A 20,177-nucleotide genomic window follows, 5' to 3' on the forward strand; every position below is an offset into this window, starting at 1 on the left:
CGCCGGCGGTACGGAAGTGGTGCGCGAGTGTCAGGTGGAGCACGTTCCAGGCGCGCGAGCGCCCGGAGGCGCTACGTGCCGGCGCGCTTGGGCGCGCGCAGGTCGGTGATGGGCAGCGGGTGGCGGGCGCCCTGGGGCGAGACGAGCGCGGCGTTGAGGACGAAGTCCTGGCCCATGCGCAGCTCCAGGGTGGTGGGCCCCTTGTGGGTGGTGCGCCAGTCCAGGTCGATGCGGACGGTGCCCAGCAGCTCGCGCTCCACGGTGGTGGTGTCGAGCGACTCGAAGAGGGCCACGGAGATGGGGCCCGGAATCATGGGCAGCTCCAGGGAGATGGACTTCGTGGCGGGCACGGGGGTGTTGGCGGGGATGACCTCGTGCTGGGCGCCGCCGGGCACCATGATGCCGATGGGCATGGGCACCACGTCCGCCAGGCCGGAGATGCCGCGCGCCAGGTTGCGCCCGAGGATGGCCGCGCCCACCGCCACGCCCAGCTCCGGGTGGACCTCCTTCTCCGACGACAGCCGCTTGAAGTGCCCGAAGCGCTGGCGGATGACGGGCATGCGCGTCTGGCCGCCCACCATGACGAGCTCGTCAATCTGGTCCGCCTTCAGCTTCGCGCGCTCCAGCACGTCGTCGCACGCGGACGCGCTGCGCTCGACGAGCTGGAACACCATCTCCTCCAGCTGCTTGCGGGTGAGGGTGTAGTCGAAGTCGATGAAGCCGCCGTCCTTCTGGGCGATGCAGGGCACGCGCAGCACCGTGGCGTCGCGCTGGCTGAGGGACATCTTCGCGGACTCGGCGGCGAAGACGAGCCGCTGCATGACGACCTTGTTGCCGCGCAGGTCGATGCCGTGCTTCTTCTGGAAGTCGGCCACGAGCATCTCGACGATGCGCTCGTCGAAGTTGGCGCCGCCGAGGAAGGCGTCACCGCCGGTGGCGAGCACCTTGACGACCTTGTTCTGCACGGCGAGCAGGGTGGCGTCGAAGGTGCCGCCGCCCAGGTCGAACACCATGACGGTCTGCTCGGGGTTGCGCAGGTTGGCGTAGTAGAGCGCGGCGGCGGTGGGCTCGTTGATGATGGCGCGCACCTGGAGGCCGGCCTGTTCGGCGGCCTGCCGCACCGCTTCGCGCTGGCGGATGCTGGCGTGGGCGGGCACGGTGAGCACGCACTCGCGGAAGGGCTCGCCGGCGGCGTGGTTCGCCAGGGTGAGCATCTGCCGGATGATGAGGTAGGCGACCTCGGTGAGCGAGGTCATCTTCCCGTACATCTTCACGGCGGTGTATCCGTCCGGGGCCTCCATCAGCTCGAAGGCGTACTTGTCCTTGTGCTGGGTGACGTACTCGGACTGGAAGCGGCGCCCGAGGAAGCGCTTCGCGCCGAAGACGGTATGGCTCGGGTCGTCGATGATCTGCCGCCGCGCCGCGTGCCCGACGATGGACTTGTCCGCCGCGTGGAACCACACCACCGAGGGCAGGGTGAAGCTCTTGTCCGTCACGGGCACGACGCGAAGCTTGCCCGTCTTGTCGAAGAAGGCCGCCGAGGTGTTGGTGGTCCCGAAGTCGATGCCGAGGATGGAGGCCGTGCTCATACGCGCGGAAGTCTCCCACGTCCGGAGGTCCGCTTCAGCCACCGAAGTGCCCCGCCCGTGTGAATGGCGGGGCCCTGTGCGCCTGGCTGCCCGCTGCTCCCACTCCAGGTCTCTGCCCGGTGCTCCAGGCTTACGGGTTGCCGGACCTGCTGGGTGACGCGGCCCGGGACTCCGCCGCGACGTGGTGGGATTCCACGCGGGAAGGTGTGGAGCGGCGTGTAGCATGCGCCGCCATGTCGAACGTTGACCGCGCACTGGTCCGTGATGTCGCCGCCATCGCCGCGGCGGCGGGCGTGGTGGGCGTGTCCTTTGGCGCCATCGCGGTGGCGGCGGGCGTGTCCGTCTGGCTCGCTTCGGCCATGTCGATGCTGGTCTTCGCGGGCGGCTCACAGTTCATGGTGGTGGGCGTGGTGGCCGGTGGTGGAAGCCCCGTGGCCGCGGTGCTCGCCGGGCTGCTGCTGAATGCGAGGCACCTGCCTTTCGGCATGGTGGTCTCCGACGTGCTCGGCCGGAGCTGGCCCATGCGGCTGATTGGCACGCACCTGATGGTGGACGAGTCGGTGGCCTTCGCGCTCGCGCAGCAGGACCCCGCGAAGCGGCGCGCCGCGTACTGGCTCTGCGGTGGGACGCTGTTCGTGTCGTGGAACATCGGCGTGCTCGTGGGCGCGCTGGCGGGCCGGGCCCTGGGGAACCCGGATGCGCTGGGCCTGGATGCCGCATTCCCCGCCGCGATGTTCGCGTTGCTGCTGCCGTCTCTGCGAGCCTCGGCCGATACGGTGGAGTCGAAGCGCGCGGCGGCGGTGGCGCGCAACGTGGCGTTGGTGGGCGCCGCCATCGCGCTCGTCACCACGCCCTTTCTTCCCGCGGGCCTGCCGGTGCTGCTGGCGCTTTTCGGTCTGGCGGTGGCCCTGCGATGACGTTGCTCCCCATCCTGCTCCTCGCCGCCGGCACGTACGCGTTCCGGCTCGCCGGCCCGCTGCTCAGCCAGCGCATCCAGGTGTCCGCGCACGTCCAGCGCCTGCTGACGCTGTCAGCGATTGCGCTGCTCTCCGCGCTGGTGGCCACGGCAACGCTCACGTCGAATGGCGGCTTCGGGGGCGTGGCCCGTCCGGCCGGTGTGGCCGTGGGCGCGGTGCTGGCCTGGTTCCGGCTGCCCTTCGTGGTGGTGGTGGTCGCCGCGGCGGGGACGGCCGCGGTGTTGCGGATGCTCGGCGTTGCGTAGGCTGCCCGGCCGAAAGAGGAGTTCCTGGTGACAAAGGACGAGCTGGGACGGTCTACGACTCCGACTGTCCGCGCCGCAGGCCCAGCGCCTTCATTTTTTTATAAAAATGCCCGCGCTCGAGGTCGAGGATGCGCGCGGCCTCGGTGACGTTGTCGTGCGTGTGCGCGAGCACGTGCTGGATGATGTCCCGCTCCGCGTCCTCCACCTGCTCGCGGAAGGTGCGGTCCGCTCGGGGGCGGAAGCCCGCCTGCACCGGAGGCATGGTTGCGGGCAGCGGCGTGGGCACGCCGAGCGCCGGAGCGGGCTGGGCTGCGGCCGCCGCGAGCGCGGCCTCCGAGCCGGGAGAGGGCAGGGCGTTGGCAGGCGCCGGTGCGCTCTCGGGCGGCATCAGCGTTCGGCCCCGGGGCAGCAACTCCAGCGCATCCGTCCGGGTGACGAGCGGTCCTTCACAGAGAATCGCCAGCCGCTCCACCAGGTTGCGCAATTCGCGCACGTTGCCGGGGTAGTCGTATGCGCTCATCACCGCGAGCGCATCGGGTGACAGCGTCAGCGGCCGGCGCCCATTCTTGGCGCAGGCCTCGCTCAGGAAGGTGTTGATGAGGTCCGGCAAATCCTCACGCCGCTCGCGCAGGGGCGGCGAGTGAATCTGGACGACGTTGATGCGGTAGTAGAGGTCCTCGCGGAAGCGCCCGGCGGCAATCTCCTTCTCGAGGTTCTTGTTCGTCGCCGCGATGACGCGCACGTCCACCTTGAGCGTCTCCGCGCCGCCCACGCGCTCCAGCTCGCCCTCCTGCAACACGCGCAGCAGCTTGGCCTGCATCGCCGGCGGCATGTCGCCAATCTCGTCCAGGAAGAGGGTGCCCTCGTGCGCCAGCTCGAACTTGCCCCGGCGCACGCTCACCGCGCCGGTGAAGGCGCCCTTCTCGTGGCCGAACAGCTCGCTCTCGATGAGCTCGTGCGGCACCGCCGCGCAGTTGAGCTTCACGAAGGGCTGGCCCTTACGCCGCGAGTGCTGGTGCAGCGCCCGGGCGATGAGCTCCTTGCCCGTGCCGTTCTCCCCCGTGATCAGCACCCGCCCCTCCGAGGGCGCCGTGCGCTGGATGAGGGAGAAGATGCGCTGCATGGCCGGGCCGCTGCCCACCATGTCGTAGCGCCCGAGCTGCGCCCGCAGCTCCTGCAACTCTTCCATCGCCGCCTGGTGCTTGAGCACGTTGCGCAGCGCCACCAGCATCCGCTCGCGGGCGATGGGCTTCTCCAGGAAGTCTCGCGCCCCCAGCTGCGTGGCCTTCACCGCCGTGTCAATCGTGCCGTGGCCAGACATCATGATGACGGGCAGCTCCGGCCGCAGCTCGGTCAGCCGCGCCAGCGCCGTCAGGCCGTCCATGTCCGGCATCTTCACGTCCATCAGCACCGCGTCCACCGGGCGCGCGCTCACCACGTCCAGCGCCACCTGCCCGCTGCTGGCCAGGTGCGTCTGGTACCCCGCCAGCTGCAGCGACTGACTCAGGGTGAGAAGGATGTTCTTTTCGTCATCGACGATGAGGACGGAGGCGGGCATGGCGGGCCTTCCCGGCGGCGGGCCACGGGGCGCGGCCCCACGCGGGCGGATGACACAATTTCACGGAAAATATTTGGAGATTCAAGGGTTTCCGGGCTCGCGCCCGGTGTCACGGATGGGACAAATGCTTTGACTCGCCTGCCCTACTGCGACTAGACGCGTCGCACCTGCCCGCGCGAGCGGGCGTGTATTCGTTTTTCACGAATTCGGGAGGAATGATGCGTCGGATTACCCTTTGGGCGGGGCTCTCCCTCGCCATGGCCGTGCTCACCGGCTGCCCCCCTTCGTACCCCAACTGCAAGGACGACTCGACCTGCACCGAGAAGGGCGAGGTCTGTGTCCAGGGGACGTGCCAGGAGTGCGCCACCGACGCGAACTGCAAGGAGGGCTTCGCCTGCCAGGCCAACAAGTGCGCCCCCAAGCCGCCGGAGTGCACCACGGACGCGGCCTGCGGCAGCGGCCGCATCTGCGAGGCCGGCAAGTGCGCCGAGGCGCAGTGCAAGGATGACTCGGCGTGCGGTGGTGGCAAGTGCCAGGCCGGCCGCTGCCAGGCGCCGGCGGACACCTGCTCCGCCAACACCGACTGCGGTGAGGGCCAGGAGTGCAAGGCCGGCAAGTGCGTGACGGCCTCCGCGGACAAGTGCGACTGGAGCCCCATCCGCTTCGGCTTCAACGAGTCCTCGCTGTCCTCCGAGGCCCAGCAGCGCCTGTCGGACCTGGCCACCTGCATGAAGTCGGGCCAGCAGGGCGCCCTCACGCTCGCCGGGCATGCGGACGAGCGCGGCACCGAGGAGTACAACCTCCAGCTGTCCAACCGCCGCGCGGCCTCCGTGAAGCGGTACCTGACGGACCTGGGCGTGAAGAACAACCAGCTGAAGACGGTGGGTTATGGTGAGACCCGCCCCGTGGCCAACGCCTCCAGCGAGGAGTCGTGGTCCGAGAACCGGCGCGTCGAGTTCCAGCGCTAGTTCTGGGGTAGGCTGACGCGCGTCATGGCCGTCCACGAGCCGGAAGCGCGTCAGTCGTATCTCGTCTTTGCCTGCGGTAGCAGCTGGTACGCGGTCCCCGCGGAGACAGCGGCGGAGGTCGTCACCTTCCCCGAGCTCACGCGGGTGCCGGGCGCTCCAGCCCACCTGCTAGGCGTGTTCGCCCACCGGGGAGAGGTCATCCCGGTGGTGGACATGGGCCTGCTGGTGGGCGGCGCCAGTCAGTCGTCGCGCCGGGCGGTGCTGGTGCGCCTGCCCCGCGGCACCCTCGCCCTCACGGCCAGCACGGTGGCTGGCGTCTCCCCGGTGACGGGCACGCTGGATCCGCTCGGCCCCACGGGCGTCCACGTCCACCTGCGCGGCCCCGCCAAGAGCGGACCCCGGGACGTGGCCGTCATCGACCCCGAAGGCCTTTTCGACCACCTCAGCCAGGGCGCCTGAGTCATGGGCCCCCCTGACGTGTGCGGCATGCTCCTGTGTCACGCGGGGCCGCACCGGCTCGCCTTCCACGCGCACGAGGTGGCCGCCATCGCCTCGCCGGAGGGCCGGGACGCGGCCTCCGCCCGCAGGGCCTTCCATGCCCCGGACGGCGCCGCCCGCGTGCTGGTGACCGCGTCGGGTGGGGCGGTGGGGGTGGACACGCTGGAGATTGAAGCCGAGCCGCACCGGCTGCTGCCCGCGCCGCCGGTGGCGGTGGCCGCGTCGGGTGGGAGTCTGCGAGGCTTCGTCCTGGTGCAGGGCCGGTTGTGGCCGCTGGTGGGGCTGGTGGACTTCGAGCGCTTCCTGCGCGGACTCGTGGAGGGGGAATGAAGGCGCCGGAAGGCTTGAGGGGGCTGGCCCGGTGGACGGCGCGTCCGGCGCTGCTGGGCACCGCCGTGGGTGCGGGGCTGGGGCTGTTGCAGGCGTTCTCCACGGACGCGCTTCCGGAGGGTTCCTGGGGCCTGATGCTCGGGCAGTTGGGGCTGATGCTGGCGCTGTCGCTCTGGCTCATCGGCGTGCACAGCCGTCGCTCGCTGCGCGTGCTGTACGCCCTGGGCGAGGCGCGGCTGCCGCCGACGCCGGAGCATCTGCGCGACGCGCTGCTGGAGGCCCGCGTCTTCCCCGAGCGGTGCTTCGCCTTCGTCCTCCAGAACTGGGTGGTCGGCTCGCTGCTGCTGGCGGCGCTCTTCGTCCCCTGGTCGGGCGCGGAGTGGACGCTGGGGCTGCGCATCGTCCTGGGCGGCTTGTCCCTGGGGCCGCTGAGCGCGCTCTTCATCTACCTGCTGGTGGCGCGCCGCGGGCGCAAGGCCGTGGAGTGGGTCGCCGCGCAGGGGCTGTCGCCGCTGGAGGTGGTGGCCACGGTGCCGCCCCGGCGCATGCACATCCGCCGGCGCATGGTGCTCTTCACCGCCATCGCCGTGCTCAGCCCGTCCCTCTTCATCCTCGACGCCTCCGTTTCCCGCACCCTTCGCGCGGTGGACCAGGTGGTGGCGACGGCCTCGCCCGAGGACAAGGTGGCCGCGAAGGAGGGGGTCCGCGACAGCACCGGGATGGCGGTGTCGGGACTCGTGGCCCTGCTGGTGATGCTCACCGCGTACCTGGGCGGCACCGTCATCGCGGAGCCGCTGCGCTCCATCACCGAGGACGCCACGCGCATCGCCCAGGGAGACCTGCGTCCGCCGCGCGTCATCGCCGCGGAGGACGAGGTGTGGGCCACGTCAGCCGCCTTCGCCCAGATGCAGGCGCAACTGGGGCAGGCCCTCACCCAGTTGCGGCGCGCGGGCCTGCAGATTTCGACCACCACCGAGCAGCTGGTGGCCACCTCCGGAGAGCAGGAATCCGGCGCGGACGAGCAGGCCGGCTCGCTCAACGTGACGAGCGCCACCACGGAGGAGCTGGCGCGCTCGGCGACGCAGATAGCGGGCAACGCCGAGTCCGTGTCCACCATCGCCGAGACGACCTTCGCCGCCGCGCAGACGGGCCAGCGCGGCGCGGCCGCCTTCCTCGGCGCCATGCAGCGCATGAAGGAGGACAACCAGGCCATCGCCGACGCCGTGGTGCGCCTCAACAAGCGCGTGCAGCAGATTGGCAAGGTGGTGGAGTTCATCAACGAGATTGCCGACAAGTCGGACCTGCTGGCGCTCAACGCGGAGCTGGAGGGCACCAAGGCGGGCGAGGTGGGCCGGGGCTTCTCGCTGGTGGCCGCGGAGATGCGCAGGCTCGCGGAGAACGTCATCCGCTCCACCAAGGCGATTGAGCAGCTCATCGAGGAGATTCGCGACGCGACGCACGCGGCGGTGATGGCCACCGAGGCGGGGCTGAAGACGACGGACGCGGGCACGGTGCTGGCGGCCCAGGTGGACGAGAGCCTGAGCCTCATCCTCGAGCTGGCGCGGCAGACGTCGCACGCGGTGCGCAGCATCCACCTGGCCACGCAGCAGCAGCAGACGGGCACGGACCAGCTCGCCGCGGCCATGGGCGACATCCTGCGCGTCACGGAGCAGAACTCGGCGGCCACCAAGCAGATGGCGGCGGCCAACGCGGACCTGGCCTCGCTCTCCCGGGACTTGAAGCGGGTGGTGGAGCGCTTCCACGTGGGCGCCGGGGAGAGGGTGTGAGGGGGCCATGACGACGCGCACCGGCCCCCGGCGGGCCTCGTTCAGCCGGCACCTGATGATTCCCATCCCCCTGGCCAACCTGGTGGGGGCGGTGCTCAGCCTGCACTTCGCCTCCCTCACCCTGGCCGAGAAGCTGGCGCCGGTGATGGACCTCTTCGGGTGGATGGGGGCGGGGCTGACGGCCGTGACGCTGCTGACGGGCGCGGCGATTTCCCTGGGCCGGCTGCGCACCCTGCGCGGGCTGGAGCGCGGGGACGAGCCCGCCACGCCGGAGAAGCTGGCGGCAGCGGTGGCCGAGGTGACGCGCGCCCCGGACGACGCCTTCCTCGGCTCGCTGGGGCTGTGGCTGCTCACCACCGTCTCCCTGGGCGGCGTCATGTGGGGCGTGGGCGAGGTTGAGCCCTGGGTGGCGGGGCGCATCGCGGGGCTGGGGCTGCTCTTCGGACCGCTCACCGCGCTGATGGTCCACTGCCTCGTCATCCTCCGCTCGCGCAAGGTGGTGCTGTGGCTGGCGGAGCTGGGGATGTCGCACTCGCAGCTCATCGCCGCCATGCCCCGCCGGGGTGAGATTCGCGCGCGACTGGTGGCCTTCACGTTCATCTGCGTGGTGACGCCCGCGGTGCTCTCCGCCCGGCTCGCCTCGGCGCTGGGGGATCGGCTCCTGAAGCAGTTGATGGCGGAGTCCAGCCCCGACGCGTCCCTCGCGCTGGCGGAGACGCTGCGCATGGAGGCGCTCACCTCGGGCGGCCTGCTGGTGACGCTCGTCTTCGGGCTGGCGCTGACCACCGCGTGGCTGGGCGGCACGCTGCTGGGCCGGCCCCTGCGCGAGCTGTCCGGCGAGGCGCGGCGCATCGCCGAGGGTGACCTGGCCAGCCCGCGCGTGGTGCCCGCCGAGGACGAGGTCTGGGACGTGTCCGCCGCCTTCACCACCATGCGCGCGCACCTGGCGGACGTCATGTCCCAGCTCCAGCGCGCCGGCGCGCAGATTTCCGCGACGACGGAGGAAATCCTCTCCACCTCCGGGCGCTACGAGGCGGGCGCGGCGGAGCAGGCCAGCTCTCTGGACGAGACGAGCGCCACCACGGAGGAATTGGCGCGCTCGGCGCGGCAGATTGCCGAGAATGCGGGCTCGGTGGCGGAAATCGCCCACCGCACGCTGGGCGCGGCGGAGCAGGGGCAGGGCAGCGCGGAGGCCTTCCTCGGCTCCATGGCCCGCATGCGCCAGGACAACGGCGCGATTGCCTCCGCGGTGGTGCGACTCAACAAGCGCGTGCAGCAGATTGGCAAGATTGTCGAGTTCATCAACGGCGTGGCCGACAAGTCGGACCTGCTGGCGCTCAACGCGGAGCTGGAGGGCACGAAGGCGGGCGAGGTGGGGCGGGGCTTCTCGCTGGTGGCCGCGGAGATGCGGCGCCTGGCGGAGAACGTGCTGGAGTCCACCAAGGAGATTGAAGGGCTCATCGAGGAGGTGCGCGAGGCGTCCGCCGCGGCCGTGTCCGCGACGGAGGGCGGCGTGCGCGCGGTGGAGACGGGCACCACGCTGGCGCAGCAGGTGTCCGAGTCGCTGCGGCAAATCGTGGACCTGGCCGGCCAGACGTCGGACGCGGTGCGCAGCATCTCCCTGGCCACGCAGCAGCAGCAGACGGGTACGGACCAGCTCGCGGACACGATGGCGGACATCCTCCGCATCACCCAGCAGAGCCTCAACGCCACCAAGCAGGTGAGCACCGCCAACACGGACCTGCTGGTGCTGGCGAGGGATTTGCGCGGCGTGGTGGAGCGCTTCCAGATTGGCAGGGACACGCTCCGGGAGGATGGCGGGTGAACCCGAGCGACCGCCTGCTCAAGCAGTTCCGGGACCTGGTGACGGTGCGGCTGGAGCGCATCAACCGGGCCCTGATGGAGCTGGAGGCCGGAGCGAATGCCGAGGCCGGGCGGGGTGTGCTGCGCGAGCTGCATGGGCTCAAGGGCGAGGCCCGGATGATGGGCTTCGACGACATCAACGCGCTCGTCCACGAGATGGAGGAACTGGTCCGCTGCACCGAGGCGCAGCGCTACAGCCTCGCGCCCCCGTCCGCCGACGCGCTGCTCCTGGCCGCCGACGCCGTACTCGTGCTGTCCGGCGCGCTGCCCTCCGCGGACCCGCCGCCGCGCGTGGACACGCTCGTCGCGTCGCTCCAGGCCTGCATCCGCTCCGAGGCGGACCGCGTGGCCCTCCTCGTCGTCCCCACGCCGGAGTCCTCGTCCGCATCCGGGGCGGGCGCCGCGGAAGTCGTGCCCCAGGGGGGGCCCGAGGTCAGGGGCGCTGGGGCCGGGACTTCCTCGCGCACGGGAGCCACGCCGGGGGCAGCGCCTCCGCACAAGGGCGTGCCTGGCCCGCACCGGCATGTGGCGCTTCCGCGCGTCGCGGTGGTGTCGACCCCCGCCACCGCCGCGGCCATCGCCGCCTCGACGCTGTCCGGCCTGCCGGCACCCACTGTCGCGCCGACGCGTGGGCCCGCCGGTGGCGCGACGGCGGCCCGCCAGCCCGAGGCGCGCTCGGACACGGCGGTGCGCATCGGCGTGGCGAGCCTGGACGTGCTCACCAGCGCCGTCACCAATCTCGCGCAGGTGGCGCGGCGGCGCGAGCTGGCCAACGCCCGACGCCTGGCCCTGGCGCGCGAGCTGAGCCAGTTGGCCCGCGAGGCGGAGGACCTGGGGCCCGTAGGCGCGGCGCTGGCCGCGCGGCTGGGGACGGCCAAGGAGCTGGCCGCCGCGCTCCACCGCGAGTCCAAGCTGCTGTCCAACGCGGAGCTGCGCGACCTGGGCATGGTGGTGGAGGAGGTGCAGACGCTGCGGATGCTCCCGCTGTCCGTCCTCTTCGAGCCCTATCCGCGCATGGTGAGAGACCTCTCTCGCGCACTGGGCAAGGAGGTGGAGCTCGTCGTCGACGGCGAGGACACCCGCGCGGACCGGGCGGTGGTGGAGGCCCTGCGCGAGCCCCTCATGCACCTGGTGCGCAACGCGCTGGACCACGGGCTGGAGACGCGGGTGGAGCGGGTGGCCTCGGACAAGAAGCCCCGGGGCTGTCTCACGCTGCGCGCCGCGCGGGAGGGCAGCCGCATCGTCCTGCGCGTGGAGGACGACGGCATGGGGGTGGACCCGGTCCAGCTCCGCCGGGTGGCCGTGCGCAAGGGCTTCCTGGACGAAAGCGCCGCCAACGCCCTGTCGGACGCCGCGGCCCGCGAGCTCATCTTCCTCCCCGGCTTCACGTCGCGCGAGGTGGTGACCGACCTGTCAGGTCGCGGAGTGGGGCTGGATGCCGTCCGCACCTCCATCCAGGGCCTGGGCGGCGACGTGGGCGTGGAGTCCGCGCCCGGCTGGGGCACCATCTTCGAGGTGCGGGTGCCCGTGTCCCTCACGGTGGCGCCGCTGCTCTTCATCCAGGTGGGGGAGGAGACGCTGGCCCTGAGCGCCACCCACGTCTCGCGCGCCCTCAAGGTGGAGTCGTCGAACCTGTGCGAGGTGGCCGCGCGTCCCTCCCTGCTGGTGGAGGGCCGGGTGCTGCCGCTCGCCCCGATGGCCTCGCTGCTGGGCCTGGCGCCCGAGCGCCCCGTCCGGGAAGGAGAGCTGGCGCTGGTGGTGCGCAGCCAGGGCGGGGCCGCCGCGCTGGTGGTGGACCGGGTGCTGGAGGAGCGCGTCCAGGCCATCCTCCCCGTGCGGGGCGTGCTCGCCCGCTTCGCCCACCTCACCGGTGCCACGTCCCTGGCGGACGGGCGGCTGGCCATGGTGCTGTCGGCCGCCTACCTCACCTCCAGCGCCCACGGCACGGCCCCCCTGCGGCTGCCCCGCTCGGCGCCTCCGGGCGTCCAGTCGCGCAAGCGGCGCATCCTGGTGGTGGACGACTCGCCCCTCACCCGGGAGCTCATCTCCAACCTCCTGGAGGCGGTGGGGTACGACACCGTCATGGCCGGCGACGGCGCCGAGGCCCTGGAGCAGGTGGAGGTCCATGCCCTGGACCTGGTCGTCACGGACCTGGAGATGCCGGGCGTGGACGGCCTGGAGCTCACCCGGCTCCTCAAGGGACACCCCACCCACTCCCGCCTGCCCGTCGTCATCCTCACCACGCGTGGTGGAGAGGCGGACCGGCGGCGTGGGCTGGCGGCCGGGGCGGACGGCTACATCACCAAGGGCGACCTGGTGCGACAGGACCTGGTGGATGTGGTGGGGCGCCTGTTGGGCTGACAGGCTCCACCCCTCAACGTCCTGAGGACAGTCCCGCGCATTGGCTATACTCCCCGCTTCGCGCACGGGGTATGGACAGGGCATGGGCAAGAAAGTGTCGGTGCTGGTGGTCGATGACTCACTCATCTGCCGACAGCTCATCTGCGACGCACTGACGAAGGACCCGGACATCGAAGTCGTCGGGTCCTGCGCGGACGGCAAGCAGGCCGTCGAGATGACGAAGGAGCTGCGTCCCCACGTCATCACCATGGACGTGGACATGCCCGTCATGGACGGGCTGACGGCCACCGAGCACATCATGGCCGAGTGCCCCACGCCCATCCTGGTGCTCACCGCGGACCCCCGCTCGCAGGCCCCGGAGCTGACCTACCGCGCGCTGGAGCTGGGCGCGCTCGCCCTGCAAATCAAGCCCGCCATCGACGCGGGGCCGGACGCGTGGAACCTCGTCCGCGAAATCAAGCTGCTGTCCTCGGTGCGCGTCATCCGCCACCTGCGCCGGCCCCAGAAGGGCAACATCACCCCGCCCCGGGTGGCCACCTCGGTGCTGCCGGCGGTGTCCATGGGCGTGGTGGCGGTGGCCGCCAGCACGGGCGGGCCGCAGGTGCTCTTCCGGATGCTGTCGGAGCTGCCGGCGGACTTCCCGGCGCCCATCGTCATCGTCCAGCACATCAACGCGGCCTTCGCCGAATCGCTGGCCGGGTGGCTGGGCAACACCAGCCGGCTGAAGGTGCGCCTCGCCCAGGACGGCGAGCCGCTGATGCCGGGGCACGTGCTCATCGCCCCGCCGGGGCAGCACCTCGTCATCCCCTTCCGGGGACGCGTGGGGCTCAAGCCGGGCGTGGAGCGCGACGGGCACATGCCGTCCGGCACGGTGCTGCTGGAGAGCGCGGCGCGCACGTACGGCCGGCGCGCGGTGGGACTGGTGCTGACGGGCATGGGCGCGGACGGCGCGGACGGGCTCCTGTCCATCAAGCAGGCCGGAGGGCTGACGCTGGCGCAGAACGAGGAGTCGTGCGTGGTGTTCGGCATGCCGGGCGCGGCGGTGGAGCGCAAGGCGGTGGACCACCTCATCCACGGGGACGACGTCGCGAGCACGCTGGCGCGGCTGGCTCGGGGCGAGTCCCTCGCCGTGGGACGCTGAGCTGACGGTGGAGACCTCCGGGGCGCAATGGGCGGGCGTACGCGCCTTCCTCACGGCGCGCACCGGCATGTCGCTGAGCGGCCCGCAGGTCCGCCGGCTGGATGAGCGGCTGGGGGCGCGCAGCCGGGACCTCACCCCGCAGCAGTACCTCAACTTCCTCAAGTCCCCCTCCGGCGCCCTGGAGCTGGAGGAGCTCATCAACGCGGTGGTGGTCCACAAGACGGACCTCTTCCGGGACGAGGTGCAGCTGGCGGCGTTCCGCTTCCAGGTGCTGACGCCACTGGTGGAGCGGGCGCGGCGGCCGCTGCGCGTCTGGAGCGCGGGCTGCGCCACGGGCGAGGAGGTGGCCACGCTGCTGGTGCTGCTGGCGGAGGCGGGCGCGGACCCGGGCAGCACGGTGCTGGGCACGGACATCTCCGCGCACGCGCTGCGGCGGGCCCAGGGGCTGGGCTTCACCGACGAGCAGCTGCGCCGGGTGCCCCCCGGCTCGCGCGAGCGCTACTTCGTCCCGGCGGGGCCTCGCATGGCGCTGGTGCCGGCCCTGCGCGAGCGCGCGAGCTTCCAGCTCCACAACCTGATGGACACGCCGTACCCGGCCCCGGCGGGAGGCGGCGGCTTCGACGTCATCTTCTGCCGCAACGTGCTCATCTACTTCACGGGGGAGGCCTTCCAGCGGACGGTGGAGGTGCTCGCCGGGAGCCTCCTGCCGGGCGGCACGCTGGTGCTGTCCTCCTCGGAGCCGCTGCTCCAGCTGCCCCCGTCGCTGCGGGTGCTGCGCGGCGAGCAGGCGTTCTTCTACGTGCGCGCGGAGGAGTCCTCCGGAGCCTCCGGAGGGGAGGGGCTCCCGGCCTTCCCGGTGCCGAAACGGCCGTCCGGAAGCGTCGCCGTGGTGGGGACTCCCGCCTCCCCTCCAGTCTCTGGAGACGAGGCGCGAAGGCGGGCCGCGACGGCGGCGTCTGCCCTGGACGTCACGCCGCGAAAGGGCCCCGCCTCCAGCCCGACAGCAGCCGATGTCACCGAGGCGGACCGCCTCTTCGCGGGCGTCCTCGACGGCACCTCCTCGGGCGGCACGGAGGACGCGGCGGAGAAGGACCTGCGCCGCTGCCTCGCGCTGGACCCGGACCACTCCGCCGCGCGCTACCTGCTGGCGCTGCTCCTGGAGCAGGGCAGTCGGCCCCTCGAGGCCGGCATCGAGTACCTCCGCGCGCTCCAGTCGCTGGAGGCCGGCCGCGCGCGCCCCGTGCCCTTCTTCCTCAACCCCGCGCGGCTCCAGGTGGCCTGCGCGCACGCCGTGGAGCGCCTGGAGGCGGCCACCCGCGGGGGGCGCTGAAGGAGCGGCCGGGCGGGCCTCACCGTCCCGGTGGGTGCGAGAAGTCCGGACGGGCGGGGGATTTGGCCGTAAGATGCCCGCCCCATGCGAAGGCTCGTCCTGCTCGCCCTGCTGGCACTCCCTGGTTGTTTCTACCCTGCTGACCGTGGCCGCGCCCTCGAGGCGAAGGTGGACCGGCTCGGCGCCGAGTCCGCCCAGATGCAGGCGGAACTGAAGGAGGCGCGCGCGCAGCTCGCCGCCACGCTGCCGAAAATCGACGAGAAGGTCGCCGAGGTGACCAAGGCCCTCGAGGGACTGGACACCGCCTCGCGCCGCAAGGACGCGGACATCGGCATCCAGTTCCAGAAGACGGTGGAGGACCTCGCCCAGCTGCGCGGCCAGGTGGAGACGTACCTCCACAAAATCACCGAGCTGGAGACGGCCCTGGGTGAGCAGGACAAAAAGCTGCTCGCCCTCCAGGGCACCGAGGCGGTGAAGGAGGCCGAGGCGAAGAAGAAGGCCGAGGAGCTCCAGCGCCCCACGGACAAGAAGGAGTTCCTCGCGCTCGCGCAGGAGAAGGCCAAGGCCGGCGAAGTGCTCGTGGCGCGCCAGCTCTACACCGAGTTCCTGAAGAAGTGGGCCAAGGACGCGCTGGTGGCCGACGCGCACTACGGCCTCGGCGAGACGTACTACTCCGAGCAGCGCTGCCGCGAGGCCCTCTTCGAGTACGGCAAGGTGGTGCAGGAGTACCCGAAGTCGGCCACCGCGCCGGACGCGTACCTGCGCTCCTCGGAGTGCTTCTCCAAGCTGAAGATGAAGGACGAGTCGCGGCTGGCCCTGGAGGAGCTGGTGAAGGGCTACCCGAAGTCCGCCGCGGCCAAGACGGCGAAGGAGCGCCTCGCCGAGCTGGACAAGGCGGCGAAGACGCCCGCGAAGAAGGGGAAGAAATGAACCTGCGTTCGCCGCGGCTCGCCGCGCTCGCGCTGCTGCTGCTGCTGCCCCTGGTGGCGGGGGCGGCGCCGAAGCAGCTCACGCTGCTCTTCACCGGAGACAACGGGGGCGAAATCGCCCCCTGTGGTTGAAGGCACAACCCTTCTGGCGGTCTGGCCAGACGAAAAGTGACGATTGAGAAGGAGCGCGCGAAGGGCGTGCCGGTGCTCGTGCTGGATGCGGGCAATGCGCTCTTCAAGAGCCGCGACAGCGGCGAGGCGCCGGATGCGAAGGCGCGCGCGGAGCTGCTCCTGTCGCAGATGGACGCGCAGGGCACCGCGGCCATGGCCGTGGGCACCAGAGACCTCGTGCTCGGCGTGGACTTCCTCAAGAAGGGGACGAAGAAGGCGAAGCTGAAGCTTTTGTCCGCCAACCTCGTGGATGCCCAGGGCAAGCCGTACTTCCCCGGCTCCATGGTGGCGGACGTGGGCGGGGTGAAGGTCGGCGTGGTGGGGGTGTCTCCCGCCACCACCGGGCCGGAGTCCGCGGCGCCCTTCGTGAAGGGCAAGCCCACGCCCATGCTCAAGGGCCTGCCGGTGGAGCCCGCGGTCGCGGCCGAGGTGAAGCGCCTGCGCGCCCAGGAGAAGGTGGACGTCGTCGTCGTGCTGGCGGCGGTCCCCTACGACGACGCCCTGCGCGTGGCCGAGCGGGTGGAGGGCGTGGACTTCGTGGTGCAGTCCCACGAGGGGCGCGGTCAGGGCATGGCCCAGCGCGGGGCGCTGGCCACCGTGATTCCGCCCGGAGACCGGGGCCGGCAGATGGCGAAGCTGGAGCTGGGCCTGGACGGGCCCGGCCGCTTCGTGGACGTCTCCGAGCAGGAGCGGATGCGCCAGAGCCTGGGCATCGTCGAGAGCAACCTCGCCAAGGCGAAGGAGCGGCTCGCGGCCGCGACGGACCCCACCACGAAGCAGTCGCTCGAGCAGGCGGTTTCCAGCCTGGAGGCCCGGCGGACGGCCCTGAAGAAAGGCGTCGACGGGGGCGCAACGCGCTCCGGCCGGACGCATCTACTGTCGTACATCCAGCTCGGGAGCGACGTGCCGGGGGATCCGGCCGTCCAGAAGTTGGTGGAACGCGTCGAGCCCCCTGGCTCGGCGGCCCACTGACCCGAGCCGGCTTGTGAACCGGCCGGCGCGCCGTTATAAGCGCCGGCCACCCTCAGTGCCGAACCTCCTACCCGTTGGCGGGTGGGGGAAAGGCACACTGGAGAGAGCGTCATGAAGCCCGAGATTCATCCGGTTTATCCCGCTGCCCGAGTGACCTGTGCCTGCGGCAACTCGGTGGAGACGAAGTCCACCCGTGGGTCGTTCTCGGTGGAAATCTGCTCGAACTGCCACCCCTTCTTCACGGGCAAGTACAAGCTCGTGGACACGGCCGGCCGTATCGACCGCTTCCGCAAGAAGTACGCGAACAACCCGGTCAAGGTCGAGGGCGCTGCCGCCGCCGAGGGCGCCGAGGCTGCCCCCGCCGCCGAGAAGCCCGCCGCCGCGAAGAAGGGCAAGAAGGCCGAGGCCTGAGTCACGGCCGCACGGCTTTCTTCACAGCCTGAGTCGTAACCCGTCGAGCAGGGTGTCGGAGCGCCTCCACGAGAGGCCCTCCCGCCCTGCTCGCGGTGCTTCTACGGCCTGCTACACCCGTCAAGTTTCAGGGTGCTACAGACCAGAAATTAGACGTAGCACTGAAGTCACCGCACATTCCGCCGCGTCCACGACGAAGAGTCCGACGGAGGCGAGATGTCCGCGCACGCTGCAGCCCCTTCCCTGAAGGTTGTCCGCCGCTCCCTGAGCGAGAGCGTCTACGCGAAAGGGGAGGACTACACGCTGCTGCACGGTGACAGCCTGGAGCTGATGGAGCAGTTCGAGCCCCAGACCTTCGACATGATTTTCGCGGACCCGCCGTACTTCCTCTCCAACGGCGGCACCACCTGCAAGGGTGGCAAGCGCGTGTCCGTGGCGAAGGGCAAGTGGGACGAGTCGCGCGGCGTGGAGGAGGACCACCAGTTCACCACCGCGTGGCTGGCGGCCTGCCAGCGGCTGCTCAAGCCCACCGGCACGCTCTGGGTGAGCGGCACCCAGCACGTCATCTTCAACGTCGGCTTCGCGATGCAGAAGCTCGGCTACAAGCTCCTCAACACCGTCACCTGGTTCAAGCCCAACGCCAGCCCCAACCTGGCGTGCCGCTACTTCACGCACTCCACGGAGCTGCTCATCTGGGCCTCCCCGAAGTCGGGCGGCAAGCTGCAGCACACGTTCAACTACTCGCGCATGAAGGCGGAGAACGGCGGCAAGCAGATGCGCGACGCGTGGGTGCTGCCGCCCTCCGGCGACGCGGAGCTGACCGCGGACGGCGAGGGCCGGCTGTGGACGCTCACCGTCCCGCGCGGCGGCGAGGAGAAGGCCCACGGCAGCCACCCCACGCAGAAGCCGGTGGCGCTCTTGGAGCGCATCCTCGAGGCGAGCTGCCCGCCGGACGCGCTGGTGCTGGACCCCTTCAACGGCAGCGGCACCTCCGGCGTGGCGGCCCTCAAGCTGGGCCACCGCTACGTGGGCATCGACATGGACGAGCAGTACCTCTCCCTGTCGCAGAAGCGCCTGCAGGCCATGTCGTCGAAGAAGTAGTCCACCGCCGTAAGGCGGTGGCGTTTCCGGGAGTCCACCGCCGCGGGGCGGTGGCGTGTCGAGCAGTCCCCTCCGTCCCGCATCAGGAGCGGGACAGGATGAGCTCCACGCCCTGTCTCGCAATCGGGTGGTAGCGCTCCCCGTGCTTCTTGAAGAGCGAGCGCGCCAGCCCGCGGTGCTCGCGCGACGACGCGAGCACGCCATACAGCGGCTTGAGGTACTTCATACGGCCCACCTCGCCGAGGAAGACCTCCGCGCGCGCGACGGCCGGCTCCCAGCCCGCGCGCAGCGCCGCCACCAGCCAGGACACCAGCACCTCCGAGTTACGGCTCCTGGTGAGGCTGAAGCGCTCGTCGAGCTGGCGGAAGGTGTCGCGCGGCGTGTCCGACGGCAGCCACTCCAGGTAGAGCTGCCACTCGGTGGGCGTCCAGTCCTTCACCGCGTCCGCGGAGGGCACCGTGCCGCGCGTGCGCACCAGCGCCTCCAGCCTCCCTGAGCGTGGGGACGGCGCTCCCGGCGGCACTCCCGGTTTGTTGAGGTACGCGTCCGCGTCCACCTTCGCCAGCACCCCGGGCAGCTCGCGTTCCGCGAAGGCGACGAACTCCTCGGTGGTGAGCGCGCGGAAGCGGTACGTGGCGAGGTAGCGCCGGAGGAACTCGTCGAATGCCGGCCGCCCCGCCGCGTCCTCCATGGCGCGCAGGAGCAGGTAGCCCTTCTCGTACGGAATCTGGGAGAAGGCCTCGTCCGGGTCCACGCCCGCCAGGTGCGTGCGCAGCGCGGTGAGGCCGGGGTGCGCGCGGAAGTGGTGCAGCGCCTCCTCCAGCGCGCGCCTCCCCAGCGCCGCGTGCAGCGTCGCCACTTCCGGCCCGGCCAGCGCCTCCAGGATTCTGCGCTCGGCGAAGACGGTGAAGCCCTCGTTGAGCCAGAAGTGTTCCGCCGACGCGTTCGTCACGAGATTTCCCGTCCACGAGTGCGCCAGCTCATGCGCCACCACGTTGACGAGGCTCTTGTCGCCCGCGATGAGCGTGGGCGTCAGGAAGGTGAGGCGCGGGTTCTCCATGCCGCCGTACGGGAAGGACGGGGGCATGGTGAGCAAATCGAAGCGCTCCCAGTCATACGGCCCGAAGAGGGACTCCGCGGCGCGGAGCATGTCGTCCACGCCGGCGAACTCCTCCGCCGCCTCCTCCAGCAACTCCGGCTCCGCCCACACGCGTGAGCGCGGGCCCAGTTCCTTCGGCGCGAGGCTGCCTACCGCGAAGGCCAGCAGGTACGGAGGTACCGGCTGCGGCATCTCGTAGTGCTCCTCGGCCTCCACGCCGTGCTCCTCGCGGCGCACGAAGCTGGCCGCCATGACGGCCTTGAGCGCCTTGGGCACCCGCAGCGACGCGCGGTAGCGGATGCGGATGCGCGGCGTGTCCTGCAGCGGCACCACGCTGCGCGCGTGGATGGCCTGGCACTGGCTGTACAGGAAGGGGTGCTGTCCCCCGGCCGTCTGCGAGGGCGTCAGCCACTGGAGCGCGCTGGCGCCCGGAGCCGTCCGGTAGCGCACGGTGAGCTGCTTCAGCCCGGGCGGCAGCTCCACCCGCAGCCGGCTGCCCAGAATCGGCTCGGGCGGAGACAGCATGTAGGGCAAGGGGCGACCATTCGGGTCCACCACCCCGCGAATCTCAAGGTCTCGGGTATCGAGATCCAAGGGACCGGCGGAAGCCTCCTTCAGCGTCAGCGTGGCCTCCGCGTGCAGGCGGTGCGTCCGGAAATCGACGCGTGCCTTCCAGTCCAGGGTTTCCGTCTCAGGCTGCGTGCTGTCGTTGTAGGAGTGTGGGTCGAGGCGCGCCATGGAGGTCCGGTTTGTAGTCGGTGTCACGACCCCATGGCGAGCCATCCGGCCATCTGATTCGGTTGACTTTCGAGTCAATCGCCTACATTTGTGCAGTCCTCTCCTTCCC

The 20,177-nt window shown here is 71.2% G+C and carries 18 protein-coding genes; 15 read left to right on the forward strand and 3 right to left on the reverse strand.

Translation table 11 applies throughout. The annotated features are described in order from the left end of the window. Positions 1–71 precede the first annotated feature (71 nt). A complete protein-coding gene (locus OV427_RS36520; RefSeq protein ID WP_267860848.1) occupies positions 72–1,589 on the reverse strand; it encodes an Hsp70 family protein in 1,518 nt (505 codons plus the stop codon). 233 nt (positions 1,590–1,822) lie between these two features. On the opposite strand from OV427_RS36520, the gene OV427_RS36525 reads away from it, so the two are divergent. Both OV427_RS36525 and OV427_RS36530 read left to right on the forward strand, forming a co-directional pair. Continuing rightward, a complete protein-coding gene (locus tag OV427_RS36525) occupies positions 1,823–2,506 on the forward strand; it encodes an AzlC family ABC transporter permease (protein ID WP_267860849.1) in 684 nt (227 codons plus the stop codon). Next, entirely contained in the window at positions 2,503–2,811 is a 309-nt protein-coding gene (locus OV427_RS36530) for an AzlD domain-containing protein (protein ID WP_267860850.1), read from the forward strand. Before OV427_RS36525 ends, OV427_RS36530 begins: the two co-directional genes overlap by 4 nt. Positions 2,812–2,863: 52 nt before the next feature. On the opposite strand, the gene OV427_RS36535 is transcribed toward OV427_RS36530, so the two are convergent. Further along, complete coding sequence (locus OV427_RS36535; RefSeq protein WP_267860851.1) at positions 2,864–4,369, reverse strand: sigma-54-dependent transcriptional regulator; 1,506 nt, start codon at positions 4,367–4,369, stop codon at positions 2,864–2,866. Between the two features lie 218 nt (positions 4,370–4,587). On the opposite strand from OV427_RS36535, the gene OV427_RS36540 reads away from it, so the two are divergent. From OV427_RS36540 to OV427_RS36600, 13 genes are all read left to right on the forward strand, one after another. Continuing rightward, complete coding sequence (locus tag OV427_RS36540; protein WP_324290075.1) at positions 4,588–5,337, forward strand: OmpA family protein; 750 nt, start codon at positions 4,588–4,590, stop codon at positions 5,335–5,337. Between the two features lie 24 nt (positions 5,338–5,361). Next, positions 5,362–5,796, forward strand: coding sequence for a chemotaxis protein CheW (locus OV427_RS36545; protein ID WP_163998732.1), 435 nt, complete (start codon positions 5,362–5,364; stop codon positions 5,794–5,796). 3 nt (positions 5,797–5,799) lie between these two features. Then, a complete protein-coding gene (locus tag OV427_RS36550) occupies positions 5,800–6,165 on the forward strand; it encodes a protein CrdC (RefSeq protein ID WP_267860853.1) in 366 nt (121 codons plus the stop codon). Further along, a complete protein-coding gene (locus tag OV427_RS36555) occupies positions 6,162–7,952 on the forward strand; it encodes a methyl-accepting chemotaxis protein (RefSeq protein WP_267860854.1) in 1,791 nt (596 codons plus the stop codon). Before OV427_RS36550 ends, OV427_RS36555 begins: the two co-directional genes overlap by 4 nt. A gap of 7 nt (positions 7,953–7,959) precedes the next feature. Next, positions 7,960–9,777 carry a methyl-accepting chemotaxis protein gene (locus OV427_RS36560; RefSeq protein WP_267860855.1) on the forward strand — a complete coding sequence of 606 codons (1,818 nt, stop codon included), beginning with the start codon at positions 7,960–7,962 and terminating at the stop codon, positions 9,775–9,777. Then, positions 9,774–12,176 carry a hybrid sensor histidine kinase/response regulator gene (locus tag OV427_RS36565; RefSeq protein ID WP_267860856.1) on the forward strand — a complete coding sequence of 801 codons (2,403 nt, stop codon included), beginning with the start codon at positions 9,774–9,776 and terminating at the stop codon, positions 12,174–12,176. Before OV427_RS36560 ends, OV427_RS36565 begins: the two co-directional genes overlap by 4 nt. An 82-nt stretch (positions 12,177–12,258) precedes the next feature. Next, on the forward strand, positions 12,259–13,317 hold the full coding sequence (cheB, locus tag OV427_RS36570; RefSeq protein WP_267860857.1) for a chemotaxis-specific protein-glutamate methyltransferase CheB: 1,059 nt from the start codon (positions 12,259–12,261) through the stop codon (positions 13,315–13,317). Positions 13,318–13,384: 67 nt separating this feature from the next. Next, positions 13,385–14,647 carry a CheR family methyltransferase gene (locus OV427_RS36575; protein WP_420718379.1) on the forward strand — a complete coding sequence of 421 codons (1,263 nt, stop codon included), beginning with the start codon at positions 13,385–13,387 and terminating at the stop codon, positions 14,645–14,647. Positions 14,648–14,731: 84 nt separating this feature from the next. After that, positions 14,732–15,577 carry a tetratricopeptide repeat protein gene (locus OV427_RS36580; protein WP_267860859.1) on the forward strand — a complete coding sequence of 282 codons (846 nt, stop codon included), beginning with the start codon at positions 14,732–14,734 and terminating at the stop codon, positions 15,575–15,577. Further along, entirely contained in the window at positions 15,574–15,708 is a 135-nt protein-coding gene (locus tag OV427_RS36585; RefSeq protein WP_267860860.1) for a hypothetical protein, read from the forward strand. Before OV427_RS36580 ends, OV427_RS36585 begins: the two co-directional genes overlap by 4 nt. 72 nt (positions 15,709–15,780) lie before the next feature. Then, the gene (locus OV427_RS36590; RefSeq protein WP_267863527.1) at positions 15,781–16,719 is read left to right on the forward strand and encodes a 5'-nucleotidase; all 939 of its coding nucleotides are present in this window, start codon (positions 15,781–15,783) and stop codon (positions 16,717–16,719) included. Positions 16,720–16,830: 111 nt separating this feature from the next. Next, positions 16,831–17,130 (forward strand): 50S ribosomal protein L31, encoded by a 300-nt coding sequence (gene rpmE, locus OV427_RS36595; protein ID WP_163998739.1) that lies wholly within the window; start codon positions 16,831–16,833, stop codon positions 17,128–17,130. 216 nt (positions 17,131–17,346) lie between these two features. Then, positions 17,347–18,231, forward strand: coding sequence for a DNA-methyltransferase (locus OV427_RS36600; RefSeq protein ID WP_267860861.1), 885 nt, complete (start codon positions 17,347–17,349; stop codon positions 18,229–18,231). An 82-nt stretch (positions 18,232–18,313) separates the two neighbouring features. On the opposite strand, the gene OV427_RS36605 is transcribed toward OV427_RS36600, so the two are convergent. After that, on the reverse strand, positions 18,314–20,068 hold the full coding sequence (locus OV427_RS36605; RefSeq protein ID WP_267860862.1) for a M1 family metallopeptidase: 1,755 nt from the start codon (positions 20,066–20,068) through the stop codon (positions 18,314–18,316). Positions 20,069–20,177 lie beyond the last annotated feature (109 nt).

It is taken from the genome of Pyxidicoccus sp. MSG2 (genome assembly GCF_026626705.1).
In the GTDB taxonomy this organism is placed as follows: domain Bacteria; phylum Myxococcota; class Myxococcia; order Myxococcales; family Myxococcaceae; genus Myxococcus.